This window comes from Candidatus Moraniibacteriota bacterium (assembly GCA_016699425.1).
GTDB lineage: Bacteria > Patescibacteriota > Minisyncoccia > Moranbacterales > UBA1568 > SSEF01.
Genome location: CP064975.1, coordinates 1,196,473 through 1,217,328, shown reverse-complemented (window position 1 = coordinate 1,217,328; position 20,856 = coordinate 1,196,473). Strand labels below are relative to the sequence as shown.

The 20,856-nt window shown below is 53.8% G+C and carries 15 protein-coding genes and 1 pseudogene; 7 read left to right on the top strand and 9 right to left on the bottom strand.

Annotation, left to right across the window (positions count from 1 at the left end):
- Nucleotides 1-372: 372 nt before the first annotated feature.
- Nucleotides 373-558 (bottom strand): hypothetical protein, encoded by a 186-nt coding sequence (locus tag IPJ68_06365; GenBank protein ID QQR78662.1) that lies wholly within the window; start codon nt 556-558, stop codon nt 373-375.
- A gap of 1,114 nt (nt 559-1,672) precedes the next feature.
- On the opposite strand from IPJ68_06365, the gene IPJ68_06360 reads away from it, so the two are divergent.
- The 4 genes from IPJ68_06360 to IPJ68_06345 all read left to right on the top strand — a co-directional run bounded on the left by IPJ68_06360 (nt 1,673) and on the right by IPJ68_06345 (nt 5,420).
- Nucleotides 1,673-1,948, top strand: coding sequence for a hypothetical protein (locus IPJ68_06360; GenBank protein QQR78661.1), 276 nt, complete (start codon nt 1,673-1,675; stop codon nt 1,946-1,948).
- A 368-nt stretch (nt 1,949-2,316) separates the two neighbouring features.
- Nucleotides 2,317-2,505 (top strand): hypothetical protein, encoded by a 189-nt coding sequence (locus IPJ68_06355; GenBank protein QQR78660.1) that lies wholly within the window; start codon nt 2,317-2,319, stop codon nt 2,503-2,505.
- A gap of 1,075 nt (nt 2,506-3,580) precedes the next feature.
- Nucleotides 3,581-4,039 carry a hypothetical protein gene (locus IPJ68_06350; GenBank protein ID QQR78659.1) on the top strand — a complete coding sequence of 153 codons (459 nt, stop codon included), beginning with the start codon at nt 3,581-3,583 and terminating at the stop codon, nt 4,037-4,039.
- Nucleotides 4,040-5,231: 1,192 nt separating this feature from the next.
- Nucleotides 5,232-5,420: an efflux RND transporter permease subunit gene (locus tag IPJ68_06345; GenBank protein QQR78658.1), complete on the top strand. Its 189-nt coding sequence runs from the start codon at nt 5,232-5,234 to the stop codon at nt 5,418-5,420.
- An 855-nt stretch (nt 5,421-6,275) separates the two neighbouring features.
- Here the strand turns inward: IPJ68_06345 and IPJ68_06340 are convergent.
- Nucleotides 6,276-6,746, bottom strand: a complete 471-nt coding sequence (locus IPJ68_06340) for a septation protein IspZ (GenBank protein QQR78657.1) — start codon at nt 6,744-6,746, stop codon at nt 6,276-6,278.
- A gap of 411 nt (nt 6,747-7,157) precedes the next feature.
- On the opposite strand from IPJ68_06340, the gene IPJ68_06335 reads away from it, so the two are divergent.
- The gene (locus IPJ68_06335) at nt 7,158-7,442 is read left to right on the top strand and encodes a hypothetical protein (protein ID QQR78656.1); all 285 of its coding nucleotides are present in this window, start codon (nt 7,158-7,160) and stop codon (nt 7,440-7,442) included.
- Between the two features lie 373 nt (nt 7,443-7,815).
- Entirely contained in the window at nt 7,816-8,928 is a 1,113-nt protein-coding gene (locus IPJ68_06330; GenBank protein QQR78655.1) for a hypothetical protein, read from the top strand.
- 64 nt (nt 8,929-8,992) lie between these two features.
- Here the strand turns inward: IPJ68_06330 and typA are convergent.
- A pseudogene (typA, locus tag IPJ68_06325) lies at nt 8,993-10,782 on the bottom strand (translational GTPase TypA).
- Nucleotides 10,783-10,995: 213 nt separating this feature from the next.
- Entirely contained in the window at nt 10,996-11,481 is a 486-nt protein-coding gene (locus tag IPJ68_06320) for a peptidylprolyl isomerase (protein ID QQR79258.1), read from the bottom strand.
- A gap of 569 nt (nt 11,482-12,050) precedes the next feature.
- Between IPJ68_06320 and IPJ68_06315 the strand changes: the two genes are divergently transcribed.
- The gene (locus tag IPJ68_06315) at nt 12,051-12,227 is read left to right on the top strand and encodes a hypothetical protein (protein QQR78654.1); all 177 of its coding nucleotides are present in this window, start codon (nt 12,051-12,053) and stop codon (nt 12,225-12,227) included.
- A gap of 81 nt (nt 12,228-12,308) precedes the next feature.
- Here the strand turns inward: IPJ68_06315 and IPJ68_06310 are convergent, their stop codons facing one another.
- The 5 genes from IPJ68_06310 to IPJ68_06290 are packed head-to-tail and all read right to left on the bottom strand — an operon-like array spanning nt 12,309 to nt 20,854.
- Entirely contained in the window at nt 12,309-14,282 is a 1,974-nt protein-coding gene (locus IPJ68_06310; GenBank protein QQR78653.1) for a hypothetical protein, read from the bottom strand.
- Nucleotides 14,251-15,144 carry an HlyD family efflux transporter periplasmic adaptor subunit gene (locus IPJ68_06305; GenBank protein ID QQR78652.1) on the bottom strand — a complete coding sequence of 298 codons (894 nt, stop codon included), beginning with the start codon at nt 15,142-15,144 and terminating at the stop codon, nt 14,251-14,253. The genes IPJ68_06310 and IPJ68_06305 overlap by 32 nt, the downstream gene beginning before the upstream one ends.
- Before the next feature lie 29 nt (nt 15,145-15,173).
- A complete protein-coding gene (locus IPJ68_06300) occupies nt 15,174-16,700 on the bottom strand; it encodes a glycosyltransferase (protein QQR78651.1) in 1,527 nt (508 codons plus the stop codon).
- Nucleotides 16,687-19,512 (bottom strand): polyprenol monophosphomannose synthase, encoded by a 2,826-nt coding sequence (locus tag IPJ68_06295; GenBank protein ID QQR78650.1) that lies wholly within the window; start codon nt 19,510-19,512, stop codon nt 16,687-16,689. Before IPJ68_06295 ends, IPJ68_06300 begins: the two co-directional genes overlap by 14 nt.
- A gap of 16 nt (nt 19,513-19,528) precedes the next feature.
- Complete coding sequence (locus tag IPJ68_06290; protein QQR78649.1) at nt 19,529-20,854, bottom strand: NAD(P)/FAD-dependent oxidoreductase; 1,326 nt, start codon at nt 20,852-20,854, stop codon at nt 19,529-19,531.
- Nucleotides 20,855-20,856 lie beyond the last annotated feature (2 nt).

Below are 20,856 nucleotides of genomic sequence, written 5' to 3'. Positions count from 1 at the left end.
ATTCTCAGTGACACCAGTCGCATCGAGATCTCACCGTAATGTTCACGATTGGCCGAGACCAACGCTCGGGCCAACGGGTGCAGCGAGTGTTCTTCGAGCGCCCGAGCGAGGGCCAGGGGTTGGTCCTGGGACTGCGACATCGAGGGGGACGATCGTTCGCAGCGCCGGGATGCCGAGGTGAGCGTCCGCTCTTACCGGAAGAAAATGGTGGTTGTCTTAAGCGAGCCGCTTCAGGTCTCGCAGTCTTGATGATGATGCGGCGGCGCGCAGGCTGGAAATCCACCGAGGAAGGCGATCGGGGCAGCGATGAGAAGCGGACACGGAAAGCGCGACGACGAGCACCGCGAGAAAACGCGCTCTCCATGTCGCCCGTCACAAGATAGGTGCCCATGGAGAGAGGATGAGCGTGACGGCCGTAAATGGCCAATTGAGCTGTCCGGCCAGTCGGACCAGATGCGACGGCTTCGGTGTTTCACGGCCAGGGCGATGCCAGAGCATGCTCTGATACGTTGAGTGGTCCAAATCTCCGGTCACGGTGAGCGTCACGGCTTCACCCATATTCACACTACCGCTCCGCAGATTACCGCGGCGCGGCATTCTACCGGTTCCATCTCACCAGTCAGATCTGCTTCACTGGAACAGCCCGCCCGCGGAAACGAGCGTCCTGTCCAGCGGGACCATTTCTGCAGTGACGGGACCGAGGGTCTCACCGATCTGGATTTCTGCAGTGGGGACTTCGACACGTCCCATCACGTTCGATTTGAGTGCCATTTTCGGCCAGCCGAAAGACGCGAGTGAGGCTTCGGCCCGGCGCGTCCTGTACTGCCTGATAGGCCCGCGAGAGCGAGATCAGAGTGATGATCGCCCCTGCCAGCCACCTTCGCCGAGGAACAAGGCTGTGACCAAGGTCAGGAACGCGATATAGTCGAGGTCCTATCTGCCAGATCCTGATCCGTTCGAAGGACTGGGTCCCGAGGATGATGATTCCACGATAAGATATACGGCCATTGTTGTTGCCAGCTCTGTAATCGAGGACCAGCAAGGCGAGTAGCGCCAGACTTAGCCGTGGATTTTCTTGGATGAATCGATGGATTCTCATGGTATCACGGAATGACAATGGTTTTACTAAAGGCTTTTTTCTGCTATTATCCAACGAACCTTTATCCGCTTTTTTCACCCACTCTATGTTCAAAGCGCTTTTCACCATATCGAAATCGGCCAATTCTCAGTTTCGACCGTCGTTGTCATTCTGTTTGCGACGATTGCTTTCGCCCACTGGCTTCGCGCCCCATAGCGGAAGTGACCCTCCAGAAAAATACCCACGACTTCTCGGATCTTTACCGTTGAGATTGTCAGGGACGAGTGACCGTTCCAGCTCAGGTTAAGAAATCTGGCATTACGATATTGTCGCTGTCGCACCGGGCGTCGTGAAAACCATTGCCGTTCGTCCTGGGCAAGACCTTTTCAACTGGCCAAACACTCGCCACGCTGACCAGCGATTACAACAGCGGTGCGGCGACCCTGCCATTGAGAAAGCGCGTCTTTAAACCGACTTCACCGAACGGCGTTCGCCCTCGATAAGGAAATCATCGAGCTTGAACGGGTGACGCATCGCTCGCGCTGACGATACCAAGACCAGACCGAAGAGAAAGTAAGTGAAAACTTAAGAAGCTTGAACTGGAACGTCTCCGACTCAGTCGCTCGAGCTCCGCACTCCAGTCTCGCCCTCGCAGAACGAAATGATGCTGCACTCAAAGCCGAAAAAAGCCTTATCTCAGGTGCCGTCGAATACATCGCCGTCCGTCCGGGTGAACTCGTTTCGGCCGGAACGGTCCTGATGACTATCCGCAGCCAGGCCCAGGCAACGACCATTGAAGCGACGCTCCCCAAAGCGACTGCCGATGCGCTCGTTGATACGGGTATTGCCCCGAATTCAAACGGTCGATGATTCGATCGCGCTTTCCCGAGTTATATTAGCTCGGAGCGAAAATGCCGACGGTCTCGTCGTTGCCACCGATCCACTCCCCGCGTCGGTCGCTAATACTGTGGCTCCAAACAGCGCTATGTCACGCTCGAGCTCCCACTCCGCTCTGAACCCAGCGCGCGCTTTCTCATTCCATTGATGCTATCCGTTCAGCCGCAAGCGGAAACTCTGTTGTCACCATGAATGCTAACCATCAAACCACTGAGATAAACGTCACGCTCGGTGAAACGATTGGTGCTTCCGTTGTGGTAAAAGTGGGCTCGAAAAAAAGCAACGCTCTTGTGCTTGAAACATCCGTGGGACGAAACTATTGAACCCATCGCTAACCGACTATGTCCTACACCAAAGGTTTCTTTGATCGTCTTCACTTCGACGAATCGCTTCGAACCTGCCTCATCGGGCGATATTTTGCGAGCTTTCGGTTCATCGCTCATTACCGTGACGCTCAGGTCTTTGCTGGTGTCGCAAACCCTTCCACTCTGAAGAAGGAGCCAATCCGGATATTCAGATTCCAACCGTGATCGTCGCTACAGCCTTCCTTGCGCCGGTCCCAGGATATCGAAGACCTGGTCCTGTCCCGCTCAAAGAAGATGCCGTCAGCAGTCTTTCTGATGTGACTCCGGGTCACTTCGAATTCCCAGGAGAGCGTCTCGACGATTGTCGTCGAATTTGGCTTCATCGATGGATCCGGGCAAAGCGAAGCACCCATGTCCAGAATGCCATCGACGCCAAGGTAAGTACGCTCCCGACGCCGCTCAGAATCCATCCGTCGAGGTGATAGACTTTACAAATCAGCCTGTAATGCTCTTCGCACTCTCGGCACCCGGTAACGAAAGTGCCCTCCCAAGAAATTGCCGACATCCTCCTCCGAGGAGATCAAACGACTTCGCCGTTGAAAAAGGTCTTTCCTATCGTCGCGATCCCGAAGTCTCGATCTTGCTCTCACCGGAGATCATTAAGGGTACGGACTCAACATTGCCGGCATCGGCCAGCGGGTCGCGAGCACACTCGCACAGTTTCCTGGTGGTACTATCGCTTCAAGCGCCACCGCCCTCTCTCGATCAGGCAAAATCGGCCGAAACCGTTCAAGATTTACGCCATATTCCTCTCTCGATGGTAAGATCGTTCCGCGTGATCGGTAGCGAACATCAGGAGACGGAGAAGCCCGGCAGTCTCGTTGCCTCAATGGCGAGCCACACCGTCAGCGGTTTCGCGCGCCATCTTCGTTCCGTCTATCGGACCGGCTCCGATACCATGAGACGTCGATAGCGTCCGGGGAGCGATCGGGAAAAGTTATCGTTCAACCTCGTCAGTTCCGTTTGAAACCGCCTACTATTTCAATGGAGCGGAAGAAATCGATCGGAGTTTCAGCCAATTGCAGCATGACTTCCTCGGCACCTTTGGCCTCGTCTTCGTCGTCCTCCCCTCCTCTTTTCGGCATCCGCCAGTCACTTGCACGGCCTTCGCCATTCCCTTCACCTTCTCGTCACTTTCCTCGTAATGTGGGCCACGGAATCTCCTTAACCATTACGGCCTCTTCTCTCTCCTCATCGCACTCGGCATCATCAGCATAATGCGATCGTCGTCATCTCGGCCTTGGCGAGCTATCACCGATCGGGCAAGTTCACCCCGATTGAAACAGCGCTTCTGGTTTACCGCGACTTCAGTGGTGTCATCATAACCACGACCATCCCGACAGTCTGGGCCATTGTGAAGGCTCCCTCATTGCAACAGGCATCATCGGCGAATTCATCCGGCCGATTCCAATTTTCGTTCCTCGGCACTCGCCACTCTCGGCTGCAACCGCGCTTCTCCTCGTCATCCCGTATATGGCAGTGTTTCTCGAAGGAAACTTCCCCGTCGCGTCGCGTTCTCCTGCTCCAGACGATTGCCTACGACCTTCTGGTCGCCGCCCTGCTGTACTTCCTCGTGCCGAGGTCCGTTCAAGTGGGCTTTCTCTACCTCCTCAGGGTGGTCATGCTCTTCCTCGTGATTCCGTCTCGCACATTCCTTCTTCTTGTCCGTCACCGCCTGGCATCAGACCCAAGCCGGTAAAGTCTGGGACGGCTTCAAAGATCACGGTTTCCTCTCGTTCGATCGCTTGAGTACCTGGTACTCGGCACTGATCGAGCGCATTCTCTCTTCGAAGCGAGCGCGACGACTCACATCATTCTCTCCGTCGTCTTCATGCTTTCCTCCTACGCCCCTTCTACCTCTCGGCTTCGTCGTGAACGATTTTTCCCGGAAGACGATATCGTTACCGGTCTACGCCAGTACCGGACTCCCTATCGGTTCCAACCAGGACCGCGAGGAAGATCGTCGGACGAACTCCTTCCTCGCTTCCGTTCGCTCGCCGAGCTTGATTTAATCTGCGGGAAATCGGTCCGGCGCTCTGACTGACAGCAAACGAGTACAACCGGCAACGAGGGCTTCAACCATATCCTCTTTACGGTTCACCTCATCAAGGCCAAGGAACGGTTGAAATCCTCGGGGTGCAGAAATCGTAAAGGGAGCTCTGAACACAGAATTCTCGGATTGAACGGCGGCACTGTGACAGCTTCCCCAGCTTTCTGGTGGACCGCCGGCAGGTGCCGATCTCCAGCTCAAGCTGCTCGGCAAAGACCTTGATGCTCTTCAACACCTCGCGGAAAGACGAAAACCTATCTCCAGAGTGTTCCAGGAACGGTCAAATCCCTATCTCGCTTTCAAGTGCCGGAAAACTCACTTTCACACCGAACGAAGCTGCGCTTGCAGCGATGGACTCAGTCCCGCTGACACCGCCCTCTTCATCCGTGACTCTTGGAGTTTATTTTATACGGTAAGAGATATGCGTTTCAACGGCGAAAGCGCGATATCGTGATCCGCTTTACCGGCGAGGGTTTCAGCTCACCCGAAGACCTCGGAGACGACTGGTCGTGATGACTCCTGCCGGAAAGCTGATACCACTCCTTTCACTCGCACCCCTCGGGCATTGAGAAAAATCCAACTCCTCACCCTTCCGCGAGGATGAAAAGAGAACGACCTCTGTCTCTGCCACCCGGTTGACCGAAGGCTATTCGGTCACTGAACTCAACAAAGGACTTGAAACCTTCGCCATACCGAGCTGGGTCTCCCGGCCGATTACAGCTGGAAAACTGGGGGCGTGAATGAGAGAACAGCAAGTCCGTCCAGTCCATCCTCTACGCGATGATCCCCGGCCCCATCTTCGGCACTATGGTGATTCAGTTCCATTCCTTCCGGAAAGCTTTTGATCGTCCTTCTCGTGATCCCAATCGCCGTTTCCGGTGTTCTTTGTCATCTTTGCGCTCTTCGGGATCCCGCTTTTTCCTTCCCAGCCTTGATCGGCGTCCTGGCACTCTTCGGCATCGTGGTGAACAACTCTATCATCATGGTCGACAAGATCAACAAGAACCTCGACTCGACTCCCCGTCCGTGAAGCGGTCGTCGAGGGCGCCACGAGAACCGGCTCGAACCATCTCTCACTGCGCTCACGACCATCGTCAGCCCTCATCCCGATCCCTCTCTCCGACCCGATCTGGAGGGACGCGGCGGTGCCATCATCGCTGGACTCTGTTTCTCCGGTGTCGCCAAGCTCTTCTTCATCCCGGTCATCTACGATGTGGTTTGATGTAGAGAAAAAGCCGCCAACGTTGACAAACCAGGCGGTAACGAGTACACTCGCTCTTCTACCGTCCTTTCCCAACTTGTCCACCCACCGTCATACACCCACAAGGAGAGTCACGTGGAACCTCCCACAGGAAGATCTCGAGCTATGCAAAGAGCTTGTTATGAGCACGCTCAAAACACACGGCCTGTTTGAATAATTGCCATGGACGTTTGTCCACCATTCCTTATTGATCACTATCGGCAGCACAACTGGCATGTTTGCCGTCTTGTTGGTATTAGGTTTTCGCCATGGAAAATTGCTTCATCCTTGACGCGTTGATTATTCTCATTCGGCACGAGCAACCTGGCATTGGTGCTTCGTCGAGAACTTGGCTGGGGTCATCCGAGGAAGCATTCTTTGAAGAAACCAATTTTGCGGCAAGTCCATATCCCTGATGGTGTTTCTGAGAGCATGTTTGTCAGGCATGCGAGATCCGCGATCTCTCCTGAAAACCCTGAATCTCGCCAGGGCCACGCCACCGAAATCTCGAACTTTCACGGAACCTGTTAAAGTGAGGCGGTAGCCCCATTTCAATCCTCACAGAAAACTGCGGTGCGATGATTCGGTCCGCGGTTTCTTCTTTTCTATCCATGCCTCAGTAACTATCTCAAATCTCTTTCGTTACTAAGTAAGTATGTGGCTTTGAGCAAAGTGTAAGCGGAGGAAGGCTACCGGAGAGTAACGACGAGACCTGAGCGTTTTGCGTAACCAAAACCATTTTTGCAGAACAATAGGAGATTTGAGATAGTTACTAAGAGATATTCCTTCCCTACCATCACCCATCACCGGGATCGCTGCTTCTCCCGAGTGAGCCGCATACTGAACCGATCTGCTTCCGTGGTGAGGTCGCTCTCGCCCCGTGAGTCTCAACTGATACAGCCCGAAGCTGATAAGAGCGAGTGTGTTGCCAATCTTGTAGTGCACCCAGACTTCCGGTGTCACCCAATGCCGGACCACTTCATTGAGCGCCGACGAGACGAGGAAAAAGTGCCCAGCGAACGGCAGGATATGCCACCCGCGATCGGTAATCGCAAAGAGTGGCATGAAGAATTTCCGAAGCAAGTTTTTCCGAAACGCCAGCCCGAACAGCAACATCAGCCCGAAGAGGCCATCGTAGAGTGTGTCCTTCAGGATGAGTCACTGCGGGTCCACATAATAGAGTGTCGCGCCGTTGAAGACGAGGCTGAAGGCAGTACTCCAAAGCGAAACCAAGCCACCTGCTTGACCGATACCAGCTCGCAGCAGTCGCGAGGACGACCGTCGCCATGAGTACCGCAGTCGCCGCAAAAATTCCATCCTGATGCTTCAAAAACAAGGAAGAAGCTTGTAATCGGTCCGAATTGAATGATCCATTCGATGAGCATCCCTATTGTACCCTACTCCCGAGGAGTCTCGCTCGAAAGTGGATGCTATGCTACATATACACCTGTCATCCGATCCCAACCTATGTCCTTCCTCACCAACCCCCTCAACCCAAGCCGCTTTTCGTCCTGGTCATGGGGCTCTATGCGCTCTTCAGCTCGTCCACCTGACTCAGTTTCTGACCGCGGACGAACACTACTGGCTTACGAGCGGGTACCGAAATATTGGAATGCCTGGGGTGACTGGGAGCTTCGAAAAACCTTCATCAATGACAAACCCGGAGTCTCGCTCGCCCTCATCACTGGCCAGCCCTCCGCCCCCCTGACACGGGCCACACACTGCGTGGAGCAAGACAATCGGCTGTACCAGTGCCAGGTCGATGAAACTGCGCCGCTCTCCTCGCCTTCCGGTTACCGCTCCTCCTCGTGAACGGCCTCATTCTCATCTACATCTTTCCTCCTCGCCCGGCTCTTCGATCCGTGGACCGCACTCTTCGCTTCGGGCCTCACCGCGCTCTCGCCAGTGCTTCTTGGCATGACACAAATCGTAAAACCCTGATGCCCTTCTCTGGTCAACTTCGACCGCCGCTTTCTTTCCTATTTCGCGCTGCTCAGATTCGACACTCGGCGACCTCTTCGCGACTCTCCTGTTCACCACGCTGGCACTCTTTCGGAAATACACTGCGCTTATCCTATTCCCAGCTTTCGGCTTAGCGTACATCATCCACTTCATCGCTGCTTCGGAAGAGGAGACTCTTGATTCGCTCCGCACGCAACTCTCGACCGGTTTCTACCGTCTCGTCATGATCGCTGCAGCCTCCGTCGTCCTTGTCCTCGCTGCCGTCCCCGCCTTCTTCCTTGACCGAAAATATCTGGCCGAGTATCTCGCGACCGTCCCTGACAAAGAAGTCCTTCTTTATTCCTTCGCTCCGGTCGTGCTGCTCTTTCTCATTGATCTCTTCCTCCTCAAGTCCTGGTGCCTTCTGAAGCTCCGCTACCTTCTCCGAAAGGCTGCGCCAAGCGTCAAACTCGTACCGATCTTCTTCCTCTTCCTCTTCACTGCTGTCATCATCAGCCGGTATGCCTTCCCCGGCTGGAACATCTATGCGATCCCCTTCGACATCAAAGACCTGACCGACGCCCGTTACCATGCGAGTGTACCGAACTTTCTCGAAGCCTTCTTCCTCGAATGGAATGCCATTGTCTTCTCGCTCCCGCCAGTGCTTCTCCTGAGCCTCTTCGGACTTGGGATTATCGCACTCCGGCGTCGAGCAATCACTGACGGATCTATTATTCTCACACTGTCACTCTTCATGCTCGGTTTCACGTTCATCCTGATCCACTCCAATATCCTCGCCACCGCGCGCTACGCCATTATCCTCTTCCCACTTCTCGCTGTCCTCGGCGCCTTCGGATTGCGTGAATTCGCTTTCTGGGGCGAGAGGAAATGGTCTTACTTCCGCAACATCGTCGCGATCAGTGTGATCATCGCTTCGGCCGTTTCGCTCTGTGCCATCTACCCGTTCTATGCAAACTACGCCAATACCCTCCTGCCGAAAAACGCTCTCATCGCTGATGCCTGGGGCTATGGTGGTTATGAAGCCGCCCAATACCTAAACACGCTCCCGAACGCTTCCGCACTCACCGTCTGGAGCGACTACTACGGTGTCTGCGAATTCTTTGTAGGGCGCTGCCTCACCGCCTATACCTTTGATGGCACCCAGATTAAGCCCGACTACTATGTCCTCACTCGGCGCGGCGAGGCTCGCTATATGTCACGCTTCGACCGCTGGGAACGCCTCTCTGGACTTACCGCCCATCGCTACTACCGCCAAACCGCTATCCCACCCGTCTGGTCGCTCGAGCTCGATGACCGTCCGGGCAACTATGTGAAAGTCTTCCGAGTTGAGAAATAGATCTTCATCCTCTTTCCATTCAATACATAGAAAAAAGCCCCGGCTCTCGGGGCTTTCACCTATCTTATTTTTTACTTCGAGTCGCCCGTATTCTGTCAGTCTCTTTCAGAAATTGCTTGCGGAGCCGAACCGAGAGCGGAGTGATCTCAAGGTACTCGTCCGCGTTCATAACTTCCAGGCCGCGTTCGATATTCAGCTCCCACGGCGGGGTCAGCTTGATCGCTTCATCGGCCCCCGATGAGCGCATATTGCTCATCGCTTTACCTTTGGTCGGGTTCACCGACATATCTTCGCCCTTGGTGGCGTTGCCGATGACCATCCCCTCGTATACTTCAGCCGCATGGCCGATATAGAGCGTACCACGCGTCTGGAGATTGTCGAGCGAGAACGCAGCTGCCTTGCCCGTCTCCATCGAAATCCTGGCGCCGACATCGCGGTGATCAATCGTGCCCGCGTACTGCCGAAAGCCGAGAACACGAGTATACAGTGTCCCCTCACCGCGTGTATCCACCATGAACTCACCACGATAGCCGAGGAGGCCACGCGTTGGGATTTCGAAGAGCAGTCGCTGGTACCCACCCGAGCCTTCACGCATATCCATCATGATACCCTTGCGCTTGCCCATCTTTTCAATGACAGGGCCAGTCACTTCCATCGGGCACTCGACGGTCACTTCCTCAAACGGTTCTGACTTCACGCCGTCGACATCCTTGATGATGACCTGTGGCTGTGACACCTGGACTTCGTAGCCCTCACGGCGCATGTTTTCGAGCAAAATAGAGATGTGGAGCTCACCGCGACCGTAGACTTTGTAGTGGTCATCAGCGAATTCGATCCGGAGACCGACATTGATCTCGAGCTCTTTTTCGAGACGTTCGCGAATCTGCTTATTCGTAACAAATTTTCCTTCGCGGCCAGCAAAAGGAGAGTCATTTACCATGAAGTCAAGCGAAATGGTTGGCTCATCGATCGCGATGGCTGGAAGAAGCTCGGCGTTCGCATAGGTCGTGATCGTGTCCCCGATCTCGACATCCGGCAATCCGGCAATCATGACGATGTCCCCCGCTTCGACAGACTGACTCTCGACGCGCTCCATTCCACGAAAAGTGAAGAGTTTCACAATGCGACCGGACGACTGTTTGCCATTGACGTTCCGGAGCATGACCGAATCGTTCACTGCGAGACGACCATCATAGACGCGAGCGATGGCCAGGCGACCGACGAAATTGTCATAGCCGAGATTGAACGGCTGAGCACGGAGCGGCTTATCGACATCGTGGCTAGCAGGAAGAACACGCTCGAGGATGGTATCGAGGAGCGGCGAGAGATCGGTGCGCGGATCAGCCAGCTCCTTCATAGCACCGCTTCGCGGGCGATGGCATAGACCACCGGGAAATCAAGCTGATGATCGTCCGCTCCGAGGTCGAGGAAGAGTTCATAGACCATCTCCTTCACCTCGTCTGGACGAGCGGCTGGTTTATCGATCTTGTTGATGACGACGATCGGTCGGAGACCCAGCTCGAGTGATTTCTTCAAGACAAAGCGGGTCTGCGGCATCGGACCCTCCTGAGCATCGACGACGAGGATGACATCATCGATGGAGCGAAGCACGCGCTCTACTTCCGAACCGAAATCCGCGTGACCAGGCGTATCGACGATATTGATCTTGGTGTTCTTATAGAACAATGAACAGTTCTTGGCGTAGATAGTGATGCCGCGTTCCTGTTCGAGCGCATTCGAATCCATCGAGGCACCGACGGCCATCGCGACTCCCGTCTGGCGCATGAGAGCGTCAGTCAGAGTTGTCTTGCCGTGGTCGACGTGCGCGATAATTGCGACGTTGCGTGTCTCCATATATGTGTATCCCAGACGTTATGTATCGAAAAAAGGCGTTTCCGCCTTTTATTTGAGCAATCACAGTATAGCCCGAAAAGGGGCCTCGGTCAACCCCGCACCATATTCCCCAGACACAGTATGCCGGATGGCGCGGGGCTCAAAGTATCTGCTACGCCTCTTCCCAAGGCTAGTGGTCAACGTGGCCAAATATGGTGCGGGGTCCAGATGGCACTACTTTTCGATGATATCGACAGAGGTGATCTTCACCGGAGTCACCGGCTTCGATCCTTCACCTCCAGTCTGAGTCGGCGCAGATACAATCGTGTCCACTACCTCGAGGCCTTTCATGACCTGGCCGAAAATAACATAGTTTGGTGGCAAGGCATAGTCAGCATGCATGATGAAGAACTGGCTTCCATTCGTATCCGGTCCAGCATTGGCCATCGCGACTGTCCCGCGCTTGTACTCCCCAGAAAATGATTCGTCATCGAAGCGATAACCTGGGCCACCCGCCCCTGTCCCCGTCGGATCACCTCCTTGGATCATGAACCCGGGAATCGTCCGATGGAAGACGACACCGTCATAAAACTTCTCGCGGGCGAGGAAAACAAAATTGTTCACGGTGATCGGTGTCGCGGCAGCGGCCAGCTCAATTTCGATGTCGCCTTTCTCCGTGTGGAGTACGGCTGTATATTTCTTGGCTGGATCGATACTCATCACAGGCGCTGACGGATATTGTTTGCTTGTCATAGCAGGTGCGGTGGTTACTGGTTTAGCGACTTCTTTTTCTTGTTCTTTCTTTTTCGCTTCCTCGGCGAGTGTCTTGTCGGTCTCGGCCCGCTTCAGTTTGTCGAGCGGGAGCTCAGCCGGCTTCGGGTCCTTTGCAACCGGGGCACTCTCCCAAGAGCAACCCGCGAGGATGAGCATGGCTCCACCGAGGAGTGCGATCGAGATCGCCAGTTGTTGATGTTTCCGTTTTTGCATATGCATGTGTCTCCTTTAGTGTATTCTAGTGTACACTATTTTTTATCCACTCTCCAGTTCGGGCAGCATCCAGGCAGCAGACAGACAGCGCCGCCAGCTCATATCCGCCGAGTCTTTGGAAGCCCTTGCTTCCGGTCAATATCAGAATCGCCAATCCTTGAAAAGCTTTGGTGGTAGGGGTTGACTTTTGTCAAAAACGGGAGTATACTAAATATGTTGAAGTGAGCGAAACGGGTGACCCAGGTCCCCCGTTTTTTCTTTTCAACAGGTCGTTTAAATAATTAATAAAAACAAACACTCCTATGGAGATGAAAGGCAATGAGCCCCTGATGGAGGCTCCGTGCAGCGGACCCGCGTGTGAGAACTGTGCCAAAGTCGCACAGGAACAAGCGCAAAGTCAGGAAACGTCGATGGCGTTCCTCCTCGCTCTCGTACCGGTCCTCACGCTCACTTTCTTCGGCCAGGTCGGACTCTTGTAAGAGAGTCCCCCACCTCACTAAAAAATCAATCCGCCAGTTGGCGGATTGATTTTTTTATTGTCTCAGCTTCTCCTCGCCACTTCAGCGATTACCTGAGGACGAGTTCGTGTAGACAATGTGCCGGAGGAGTGCGGTTGATTTGATTGCCTGGCGTGGGACGGCCAACTCGAGATTCCGGAGCGCTTCCGCCGGATCATGATACGACAGATACGCGATATAGAGGTCGCCCCACTCATGAGTCGCTGCAAGAGCTCCACTCGATCCCAGATCACGCATCCGTGCCTCATGGCCCGGGAGTCGGCCGAGGTAGGTCGATGCCGGTGTCATCGGCAGCCACTGTATCCCCTGGATATGCATCGGGTCAGCGCTGAACCAGGTCGCGTAGTCACGCTTTCCACCCCAGACGAGTGAAACGATCGGGTGACGGTATTCAGACGGAAACGCATTCCCTTCGCCAAACCAATATGACCGGATGCCGAGGAGTTCGTGCGCGTAGAGATTCCGCCCCGTAGTAGCATAGACTTCTTGGCCGGTCACACTCCCCCAAAGCGAGAGGGCATACCAAGCGTTCAACGCCTCCGAGCTTGATTCTTGATTGTTGCCATCCTGAAAGAGCGCTTCCCCATCCGCCCACGAATGACCGGCGTACGGCGAGAAGTGGCGCAGGAACGGATAACGATCAGATGATCGATCGGTATTCGCGATATCGAGCGCCATTTCGTTCAGAATCGGCACGAGCTCTCCCCGGATCTCTGGACGATACTGGACGAGCACGGCACCCGAGCGGAGATAGTAGCCGTAATGAAAATGGTGATCATTCCCCTTTTCGTTGCCGAATTCCGAATTCTTCGCAGCAATGAGCATTTTCTTTGCATCATCATACGCAAAGTCAACGAGCGCGGGACGGAAATGTGTCTCGAGTAGATCAAGCAGTTTCGATCGCTCATCCTCAAGCCCGTACGCATCCGCCAAGAGGATGAGACTCGCTAAGCCGCCAAACCAGGCGCCACGGAAATACACTCCGGATGGAGGTGTCTCCGTTTGATACCGCAGGCTGTCCGTGCGGAGAGATTCCTCGATTTTAGCCCGTTCAACCTCGTCGCTTACCGGCTTGAATCCGATCGGGAGCTCGGGTCGTGACTGGCGGAATTCGATCCGATCGGAACGGACGAGATCAAGACGACCATACACCGTCGAATAGCTCCCAAATGATGCCATACTCACACCCGCCAGACGGTGATGTGGCCAGACGGTGGTGAGAGACGACTGACCACTCTCGGTGAGCGTGACGAGTCTGATACGTTCAGTACTCTGATCTTCGGACCAGTCGTACTGGGTATCCAGAACTCGATCCCAAGCGAGATCGAGGAAGAAATCGAGTGATTGGTCGGTAGAGATTGGGAGCTGGATCACTCGGTACCGGTCAGATTCAGACCGGAGAACGATACCCTCTGTTGCTTCGGCATCCATCGCCTGGATAAGCAGTACCGGCTGGTCGCCGCGCTTTACGAGAATCGCGTCCTGGCGATATCTTGACGGCTGGACACCATCTCCACAGGCTGGTTTCATATCGGAAACAAAGTCCGAGATATTCACGATCGGCGAACCCTGGACGAGCTGCGCTCTCCAAGAATCCCCCACTGATGGCTCAACCGCGACGGAAACATCCCAGTCGCCATAGCGTTCCACCGTGACGTTCTTGACCGAGATGGTGCCATTCACTGTACAAACCGGGTTGAAACTCCCGTACAGCGTTTTTTCAGTCGGGACAAGCTGCGAATCACTGATGGATAGCCCGCTTTCCGTAAACTGATAGGATCCTGGGAAGACAAAAAGTGGTGCGGACGGGAAACGTCGGTACAGGCTGGAAAACCAGGTGTTGGTCCGCTCCCCGACGCTTCGCTCTTTCGGGGTATAAACGGTTACTTCTTCGTGTTTTGGAGTGACTATCGGATCAGCCGACTTCTGTGACCAGACAAACCAAAGAACGGAACTGCCGATAACGGCCGCCCCGAGGATGTACTTACTGAGATTCTTCAGTCTTGGGAATGTCATTATTATTTCCTTCATTGTATTTACGGAGCGCGTCGAAATCTGTCCCAAGGATCAGGCTGTTCCACATCCGCGCCAGACGATAGAGGGGCTTCAACTGCTCGACATCAGCGTTTTCCGAGATGACCTCGAGCTTCTCTCCTTCAATAAAGGATCCTCCTTCTTCCTTTTCATTGAGCGAGAACCGAATTTCGTACATCTCGTTTTTCTTTACCGCGTCATTCTGGACTGGTGCGATGGTCCCATCTGGCAAGAGATCGTCACGGACACCAGTGATACCCTGGAACGAAGCAGTGAAGGCCTGGCCGAGCCGCGGGTTAAAGACACTGATGCTCCGGTGCTTGTCGATGAGGTTATATTGCTCTGGGCGAATAGTGCCGACGAGTTCAAGATCATCATTGGCATACACCGTGAGTAGGACAGACCCCTCGATAACGGAAGTACCCTTGGTCGAATGGACCTTCTCTACGACACCAGAGCGCGGAGCACGAATCTCGAACTCATCCTCCTGTGCCAAAAGCAGCTCGAGCTCGGTACGAGCGGAGAGGTTTGCCCCAGCGACTGGACGTAGTGCGGCAATTTTTAACACTCTCCCCTCATCTTTCAATCGAGCAACGATTTCACCTTCTTTTACCGATGACCCCTGTCGGACCAGAATCTCTTCAATCCGGCCAGCAACAGTGGTTGAAACATCCACTCGCTCCTTCTTTACCGTAAGGAAAATAAGGCTCTTGTTGAGTTCGTAGTTATTGATCTTGTGCATCAGTGCCTGTGTCGCGATCATAAACGCAAACAGAAAAGCAGCACCGAGGTAGAGGCCGTTGACGACAAGCGTCTTGATTGAGCGATTGGTTGATTGCGACATAGAGGTGAGAGATTAGAGAGAAATCGTGATTAGGCTTCTGATTCTTTTCGCGGACCGCTCCCGGTGCGACCTTCACCGGTGAGAAACACATAGAGGAGGAGCATGTTCACGACAGACCAGACAGAATAGAAGAGTGTCGACCAGAAATCGTAATTATTATACCAACCAACTATAAGCGCGAGCGGCGTGAGGAACATGATAAAAGCATGCGGCCACGCCCACTTCATAAAGTAGTCCTGGGAGCTTTTCTTCGACGTCGTCGCGGTCCACTCATGCTCCTTGTCAAAGAATACAGAGAGGAGTGCCATGAGGTACGGGTAGAATGTCGCAAGCGCAGTCGCGAGGGTCGAGAGATGGAGTCGGCCAGTCAACAGCCACGTGAGGGAGTAATAGAGGAGGAAGAACGGAACGTAGTGGACGAGCCAGGTAAATGGCGATAGCGACTCGAGCGGCTTGATGGAGAAGAGGAGATAGAGGAGCGGAAAAATGAGGTAGACGAAAATCGAAATCCCGACCAAGAAGAATGAATTCGACATGAAGTATTGGATACGCTGGTCGAGCTGAAGTCGAGTAGAACGCAGTGGGTTATGATAGAACAACATCTCGAGTCCACCACGGGCCCAGCGGAGCTGCTGCTTGAAATACGAGACGACTGTATCAGGCGCCTGTCCGATAGCGAGGATACGGTTCACGAAAATAGTCTGCCAGCCGCCCTCATGAAGCTTGAGCGAGGTCCAGATGTCCTCTGATTTATTGAACGCGATTCCACCAATGCTATCGATCGCCGCCCGACGGAAAATCATGTTCGTCCCAACGCAAAAGGCTGAATTCGAGATGTTCTTTGACGGGCAGACATAGCGGTAAAAAACTTCCTGCGCCTGGGCTGCGCCAGAGGCGATAAAGTGTTCGGTATTCGCGTAGTGCTGCGGCGATTGAACCATCGCGACACGAGCATTGGCCATATAGGGGAGGAGTGTCGTGATAAAGTCTGGCTTTGGCACCTGATCGGCATCAAAGACCGCAAAAAAGTCTCCTTCGCATTGCTGAAGGCCATTGTTCAAATTCCCCGCTTTCGCATGCTGACGGCTCTCGCGCGTCACGTAGCGGACTCCAAGCTCCTTCGCGAGTGCTGCAACTTCAGCCGATTGTCCGTCGTCAAAGGCATACGTCGTATGGGGATACTCCATCGAGATGACGGCCTTGAGCGTCCTGCGGATCACTGGAATCGGCTCATTATATGTCGTTACGATACAGTCTATCGTTGGGCTCGTCTCGAGAAATGAGGCATCCCAGACACGCTTCAAACGATGATGCCACTCAACAACGACATCGAGAAGGACGGTCACCCAGAGTCCGGCGAGTACCGTGATACTGATCGCATCCGCCAACACCTGGAAAGCATAGAGCACGAGGTGATCGGCATTGGCTGGATTGAAGACGAAAGAAGCGTAGAAGACTACGACAAACGGTGCCGAGAGCAGAAAGACAATCGTCAGATTATCGATCCGTGTCGAGGCGAGAAAGCGTTCTGGTTTTTGAGTGTTATTTGTTGACATAGCGGGAGAGTTTCCTGAACGAAATTCGGATAAGACCATGCGTCTTCATAGTCCAAAGCACAGCCACAAGAGTCATCACGACCCCGAGGGACTGCACCGGCCAGTACCACCACGGCCAATCATTGCGTAATTCAAAGGCCTGAACCGGGACACTCCCCGATTTTTCCAACACCATAAGCCGAAGTGTCGATGGCTGAACAGACCATGCGCCCGCCTGAGGAGAAACTACCTGCCATTTCGCATCATAGCTCTGATTGACGAGGATGATTGGATCATTCATCGTATCCAACTTGGGAAATGACTCGCCACCAATCTCCAGTACATTGGTCGGAACAAATCCGACTTCGATCGGCACAATGGCCGAGGAACGCACGATCTCTGCCATCTCAGCAATCCGTTCATCCCACGGCTTGTAGGAGGCAATATGAATCGTTGGCAATGGAAGCTCATCACTAAGGAGACGGTCAGAAATTTCCGAGCGCGAAACAGCAAAGGCTGATATGATTGGCGACGTATTACGGAGCACAGCAATCGCGTCGGTCAGCGGTTCGCTATTCTCAAGCGCAACCAACTCGAACATTGCTCCGTCCTTGGAAGTCAGCCCCGTGACCAACGGTGAGGCTGCGGGCAAAAAGAGATATTCGATACCAAGAACGGTGGCGTAATTCTCGATGTTCCGGAGATGGGCCTGTGAAATACCCGTGTAACCGAGCCGACTATTCATGAGAACGCGAAGACGCGTCGAATAGGGATGCGGCTGCATATGCTCATTGTATGACGTGACGTACCGTACGCCAGCCGGAGCAAAGTAGGTTGCTTCAGAAACGTTTTCTGTAAAGACACTGCCCTTCGGCAAGTCATGATCGGTGAAATACTCAGCAACGGCATTCTGGATTTCATTGACCGGCGGTGAAACGTAGTAACGCGAAGCGATATCAACAGCATGGACGATGCCTGCAGCGATGAGAACAGTAGCGACAAGCTTGATACCAAGTCCCTGTACCGCGCCGAGCGTCCGCTGGAGCACGACACCAAAAACGAGGACGAGAGCAAATGCGACCGCTGTGATGCCGCGTGAGAACTGGAACTGGACGAGGAAATTCGGAAGATAATCCTTCTGTCCAAGGTAAATGAGTACGAGATAAACGCTCGCGTAGACCAGCAGCACCTTGGTCCAGGTCGGGACGAGTTGTGAGCGCCAGATAACCAAAAGCCAGATAATCCCGAAAAGGAGCCAATAGAGCATACTGAGGCCGCCGTACGGAGCCAGTACCGATGTCGAGAGGTAGATGTACGATTTGAAGAGCGGGTTAGTGAAGAAGTAACCGGCCGTAAAGTACGAGGTTAAAAATGGTGCCGCTGCGATGAAATAGACGATGCCTACCCGGAAGATTTTTGAGAAATCGGATTTCAGTTTTGAAAAGACAACGAGGAGTCCAAGCAGGATTGAGGCATTGAAACCAAATACGGGATGAAAAGTCCAGACAGCACCGGTGACCGCCGCCAAGACATAAATCCACTTGAGATCACGAAAAGCCATGATCCAAAGCAGGAGATGGAGGGGAAAGGCGATGAAAGCGATGTAGATTGAGTAATCCTGCATGGAACCCCACTCCTGGACGATGGTGTACGAAGCGATCACTGGCAACACGGCAAAAAACCGATTCGCGCCGAGGAGACGGAGGATGCCGTACAATGCCACCCGAAGACCGATGTAGAGAACAACGAGAGAAAGCAGCAGCACCTTGGTAATTGGGAGACCCGTGAGCTCGACGACGCCGAGCATGATGTAGTGCGCCACATACTGGTACAGTTTCCAATAACCGATACCGTTACTCCAGATATGGTCCCAGGCGACCAGCCCATGGTCCTGCAGCGACTTCACTCGGAACGCATGGTAGATCCAGTCCTCATAGCCCGTGTACAAATAATTGAAGGCGGCGTAGTAACCAACCAGGTACCACCCCACCAGACCAATCGCGAGGGCGATAGCGCCGTCGATCAAAAGCGTCTGAGAGATGCGACCCCAGTTCCGGGGCTCTCGACGCGCCGGGATAGCGCTTTCGATACTTTTCGGACCTGTTGCCTCAGGCACGAGACTCTGCCACTTCAAAAGAACAAGGTGCCGAAGGAAGGCGATCCCCTGTTCGACGGTCGCCTTGCTTTCATTATTGATTCGCTTTCGGAAAGTATAGGGAACTTCAGAAACTCGGAGCTTCTTGGTCCGGGCGAGGATATCGATCAGGATCTTGAATCCTTGAAGGCCCTGAAAATTAAGATTCTCGACAATAGATTTCCGAAACACAAAGAAGCCGCTCCCCGGGTCGGTGGTCTTGTGCGTCTGCGGAATGATCGCCCACGCCGCAAATCGACACAGGTGGGAGACGGCTCGACGGTACAACGTACCAAGTCCCTCGGCGCTCCCGCCGGCAGCATACCGCGTCGCGACGGTCACATCAGCGCCCGTCTCGCGAAGTTTCGCAATAAGCTCCGGTATGGCATAGGGTGGGTGTTGGAGATCGGAATCCATACAGAGGATGTATTCGCCCTTCGCCGCTGCGAAGCCTGCGATGAGCGCTGTTGCGAGACCTGTTCGTTCTTCGGGTGCTCGACGAATTAGCCGGACATCCTTGTAAACCTCTCGCATCCGAGTGATGACATCCGGTGTCATGTCCGAACTATCGTCGACAAAGACGATTTCATACCGCACATCGCTCTCTTCAAGCGAGCGAGCGACAGCCCGAAGCAACGGAGCGATGTTGGCCGCTTCGTTATAGGTCGGTAGGAGGATAGTGAGGTCAAGCTTGGGCATAGGTGAGAATGCTGTCTCAGGCGTTCAGGTTACGCAATACCATATCAGCAATCACATTGCCGTCACGAACCGCATAGTTGGTACCACGGTCGTCCGGGTAGATCTGAGAAAAGTTTGCGAGGTAGACGCCTGGAAGCGGTGTCTGATACGCCGGCATCTTTTCCTTGTAACCCATTCCGACAATATGCTGTGCGTTCTTGAAGCGGAACAGCTCAGCGGCGGTTATCTTCGAAGCATCGAAATCCGGAAACATCAGCTTCAGTCCGGCTTTCCATTCATCCATGATAGCCTCCTTCTCGAGAGAAAAATAGGGGTGGTCGTGCGAAACATAGGCACCGACGTAATACACATGCTTACCGCCAAAATTTTCCGAACCGGCTAGCTCTGAAAGCGAGAGAAATACGAGGAACGGACAGCGAGGATCGTTGATGTTGTGCCAGTAATATGAGGTGATACGTTCTGTTGAAACAAACGGCATGACGACGGCACCGATGTAGTCGATGCTCGCGAGCTGTGACTTGTATTCAGCTGTCGCCAACGGATCATTTTCAACGAGACGACCAAAGACATGGGTCGGAATAGTCGCGATCACGGTATCGTGAAGAATCGGAGAACCATCAATCATCACCTCAACCTTCCCCGACTCAGGGATGGAGCGAAGGGATTCGATCTGTACGCCTGTGCGGACTTCCCCACCAAGCTTCTCAATCTCTTCGACCAAACGATCGGCCACAATGTGCCAACCGCCGGTAAAATAACCTAACTTCTCCACGACATCACCCTTTTCCTTGGATCGTGCCCGAACCCGGATTCGTGACCAAAGCCAAGACATGGCAATCTTGTCATAGTATTTCGAGAACTTCCCCTTAAGCAGCGGGGTCCAGATAATGTCCATGACTTCTTTGCCTGACCATTTCAGCATCCAATCGTAGGCTGTAACACGGGTCAAGGGCTCCCAGCGGGTCAAAAATTGCAAATACAGACCAACAACACCAAAACGGATCCGATTCAAAAATGAAAGCGGGGTAAAGCGCAGGATGTCCACGGGGGTCATGAATGGATACAGTTTTCCATCATAGTACGTCGAGACGGAGCTATCATGGAAGACGAGTTTCTCTCGGACGCCCAGCTCTTCGAGGAGGCCGAGGATATCCGCATCGGTCTTATAGAGAAAGTGATAGATCTTCTCCATCGCAATCCCATCCAAAGAAAATCCTGAGACGAGACCGGCGACATACGACTCTCGTTCATAGACCGTAACCGCCTGCCCAGCCTTGGCGAGGCGATAGGCAGCGACGAGGCCAGTATATCCAGCACCGATGATAGCAACTGATTTCTTCATAG

Bases quoted from the DNA above. Each gene is read 5' to 3' on its own strand.
- IPJ68_06365 (QQR78662.1), bottom strand. From the start codon at position 558: ATGGGTGAAGCCGTGACGCTCACCGTGACCGGAGATTTGGACCACTCA.
- IPJ68_06355 (QQR78660.1), top strand. From the start codon at position 2,317: ATGTCCTACACCAAAGGTTTCTTTGATCGTCTTCACTTCGACGAATCG.
- IPJ68_06340 (QQR78657.1), bottom strand. From the start codon at position 6,746: ATGTTGCTGTTCGGGCTGGCGTTTCGGAAAAACTTGCTTCGGAAATTC.
- IPJ68_06335 (QQR78656.1), top strand. From the start codon at position 7,158: ATGCGCTCTTCAGCTCGTCCACCTGACTCAGTTTCTGACCGCGGACGA.
- IPJ68_06330 (QQR78655.1), top strand. From the start codon at position 7,816: ATGATCGCTGCAGCCTCCGTCGTCCTTGTCCTCGCTGCCGTCCCCGCC.
- IPJ68_06320 (QQR79258.1), bottom strand. From the start codon at position 11,481: ATGAGTATCGATCCAGCCAAGAAATATACAGCCGTACTCCACACGGAG.
- IPJ68_06315 (QQR78654.1), top strand. From the start codon at position 12,051: ATGGAGATGAAAGGCAATGAGCCCCTGATGGAGGCTCCGTGCAGCGGA.
- IPJ68_06310 (QQR78653.1), bottom strand. From the start codon at position 14,282: ATGACATTCCCAAGACTGAAGAATCTCAGTAAGTACATCCTCGGGGCG.
- IPJ68_06305 (QQR78652.1), bottom strand. From the start codon at position 15,144: ATGTCGCAATCAACCAATCGCTCAATCAAGACGCTTGTCGTCAACGGC.
- IPJ68_06300 (QQR78651.1), bottom strand. From the start codon at position 16,700: ATGTCAACAAATAACACTCAAAAACCAGAACGCTTTCTCGCCTCGACA.
- IPJ68_06295 (QQR78650.1), bottom strand. From the start codon at position 19,512: ATGCCCAAGCTTGACCTCACTATCCTCCTACCGACCTATAACGAAGCG.
- IPJ68_06290 (QQR78649.1), bottom strand. From the start codon at position 20,854: ATGAAGAAATCAGTTGCTATCATCGGTGCTGGATATACTGGCCTCGTC.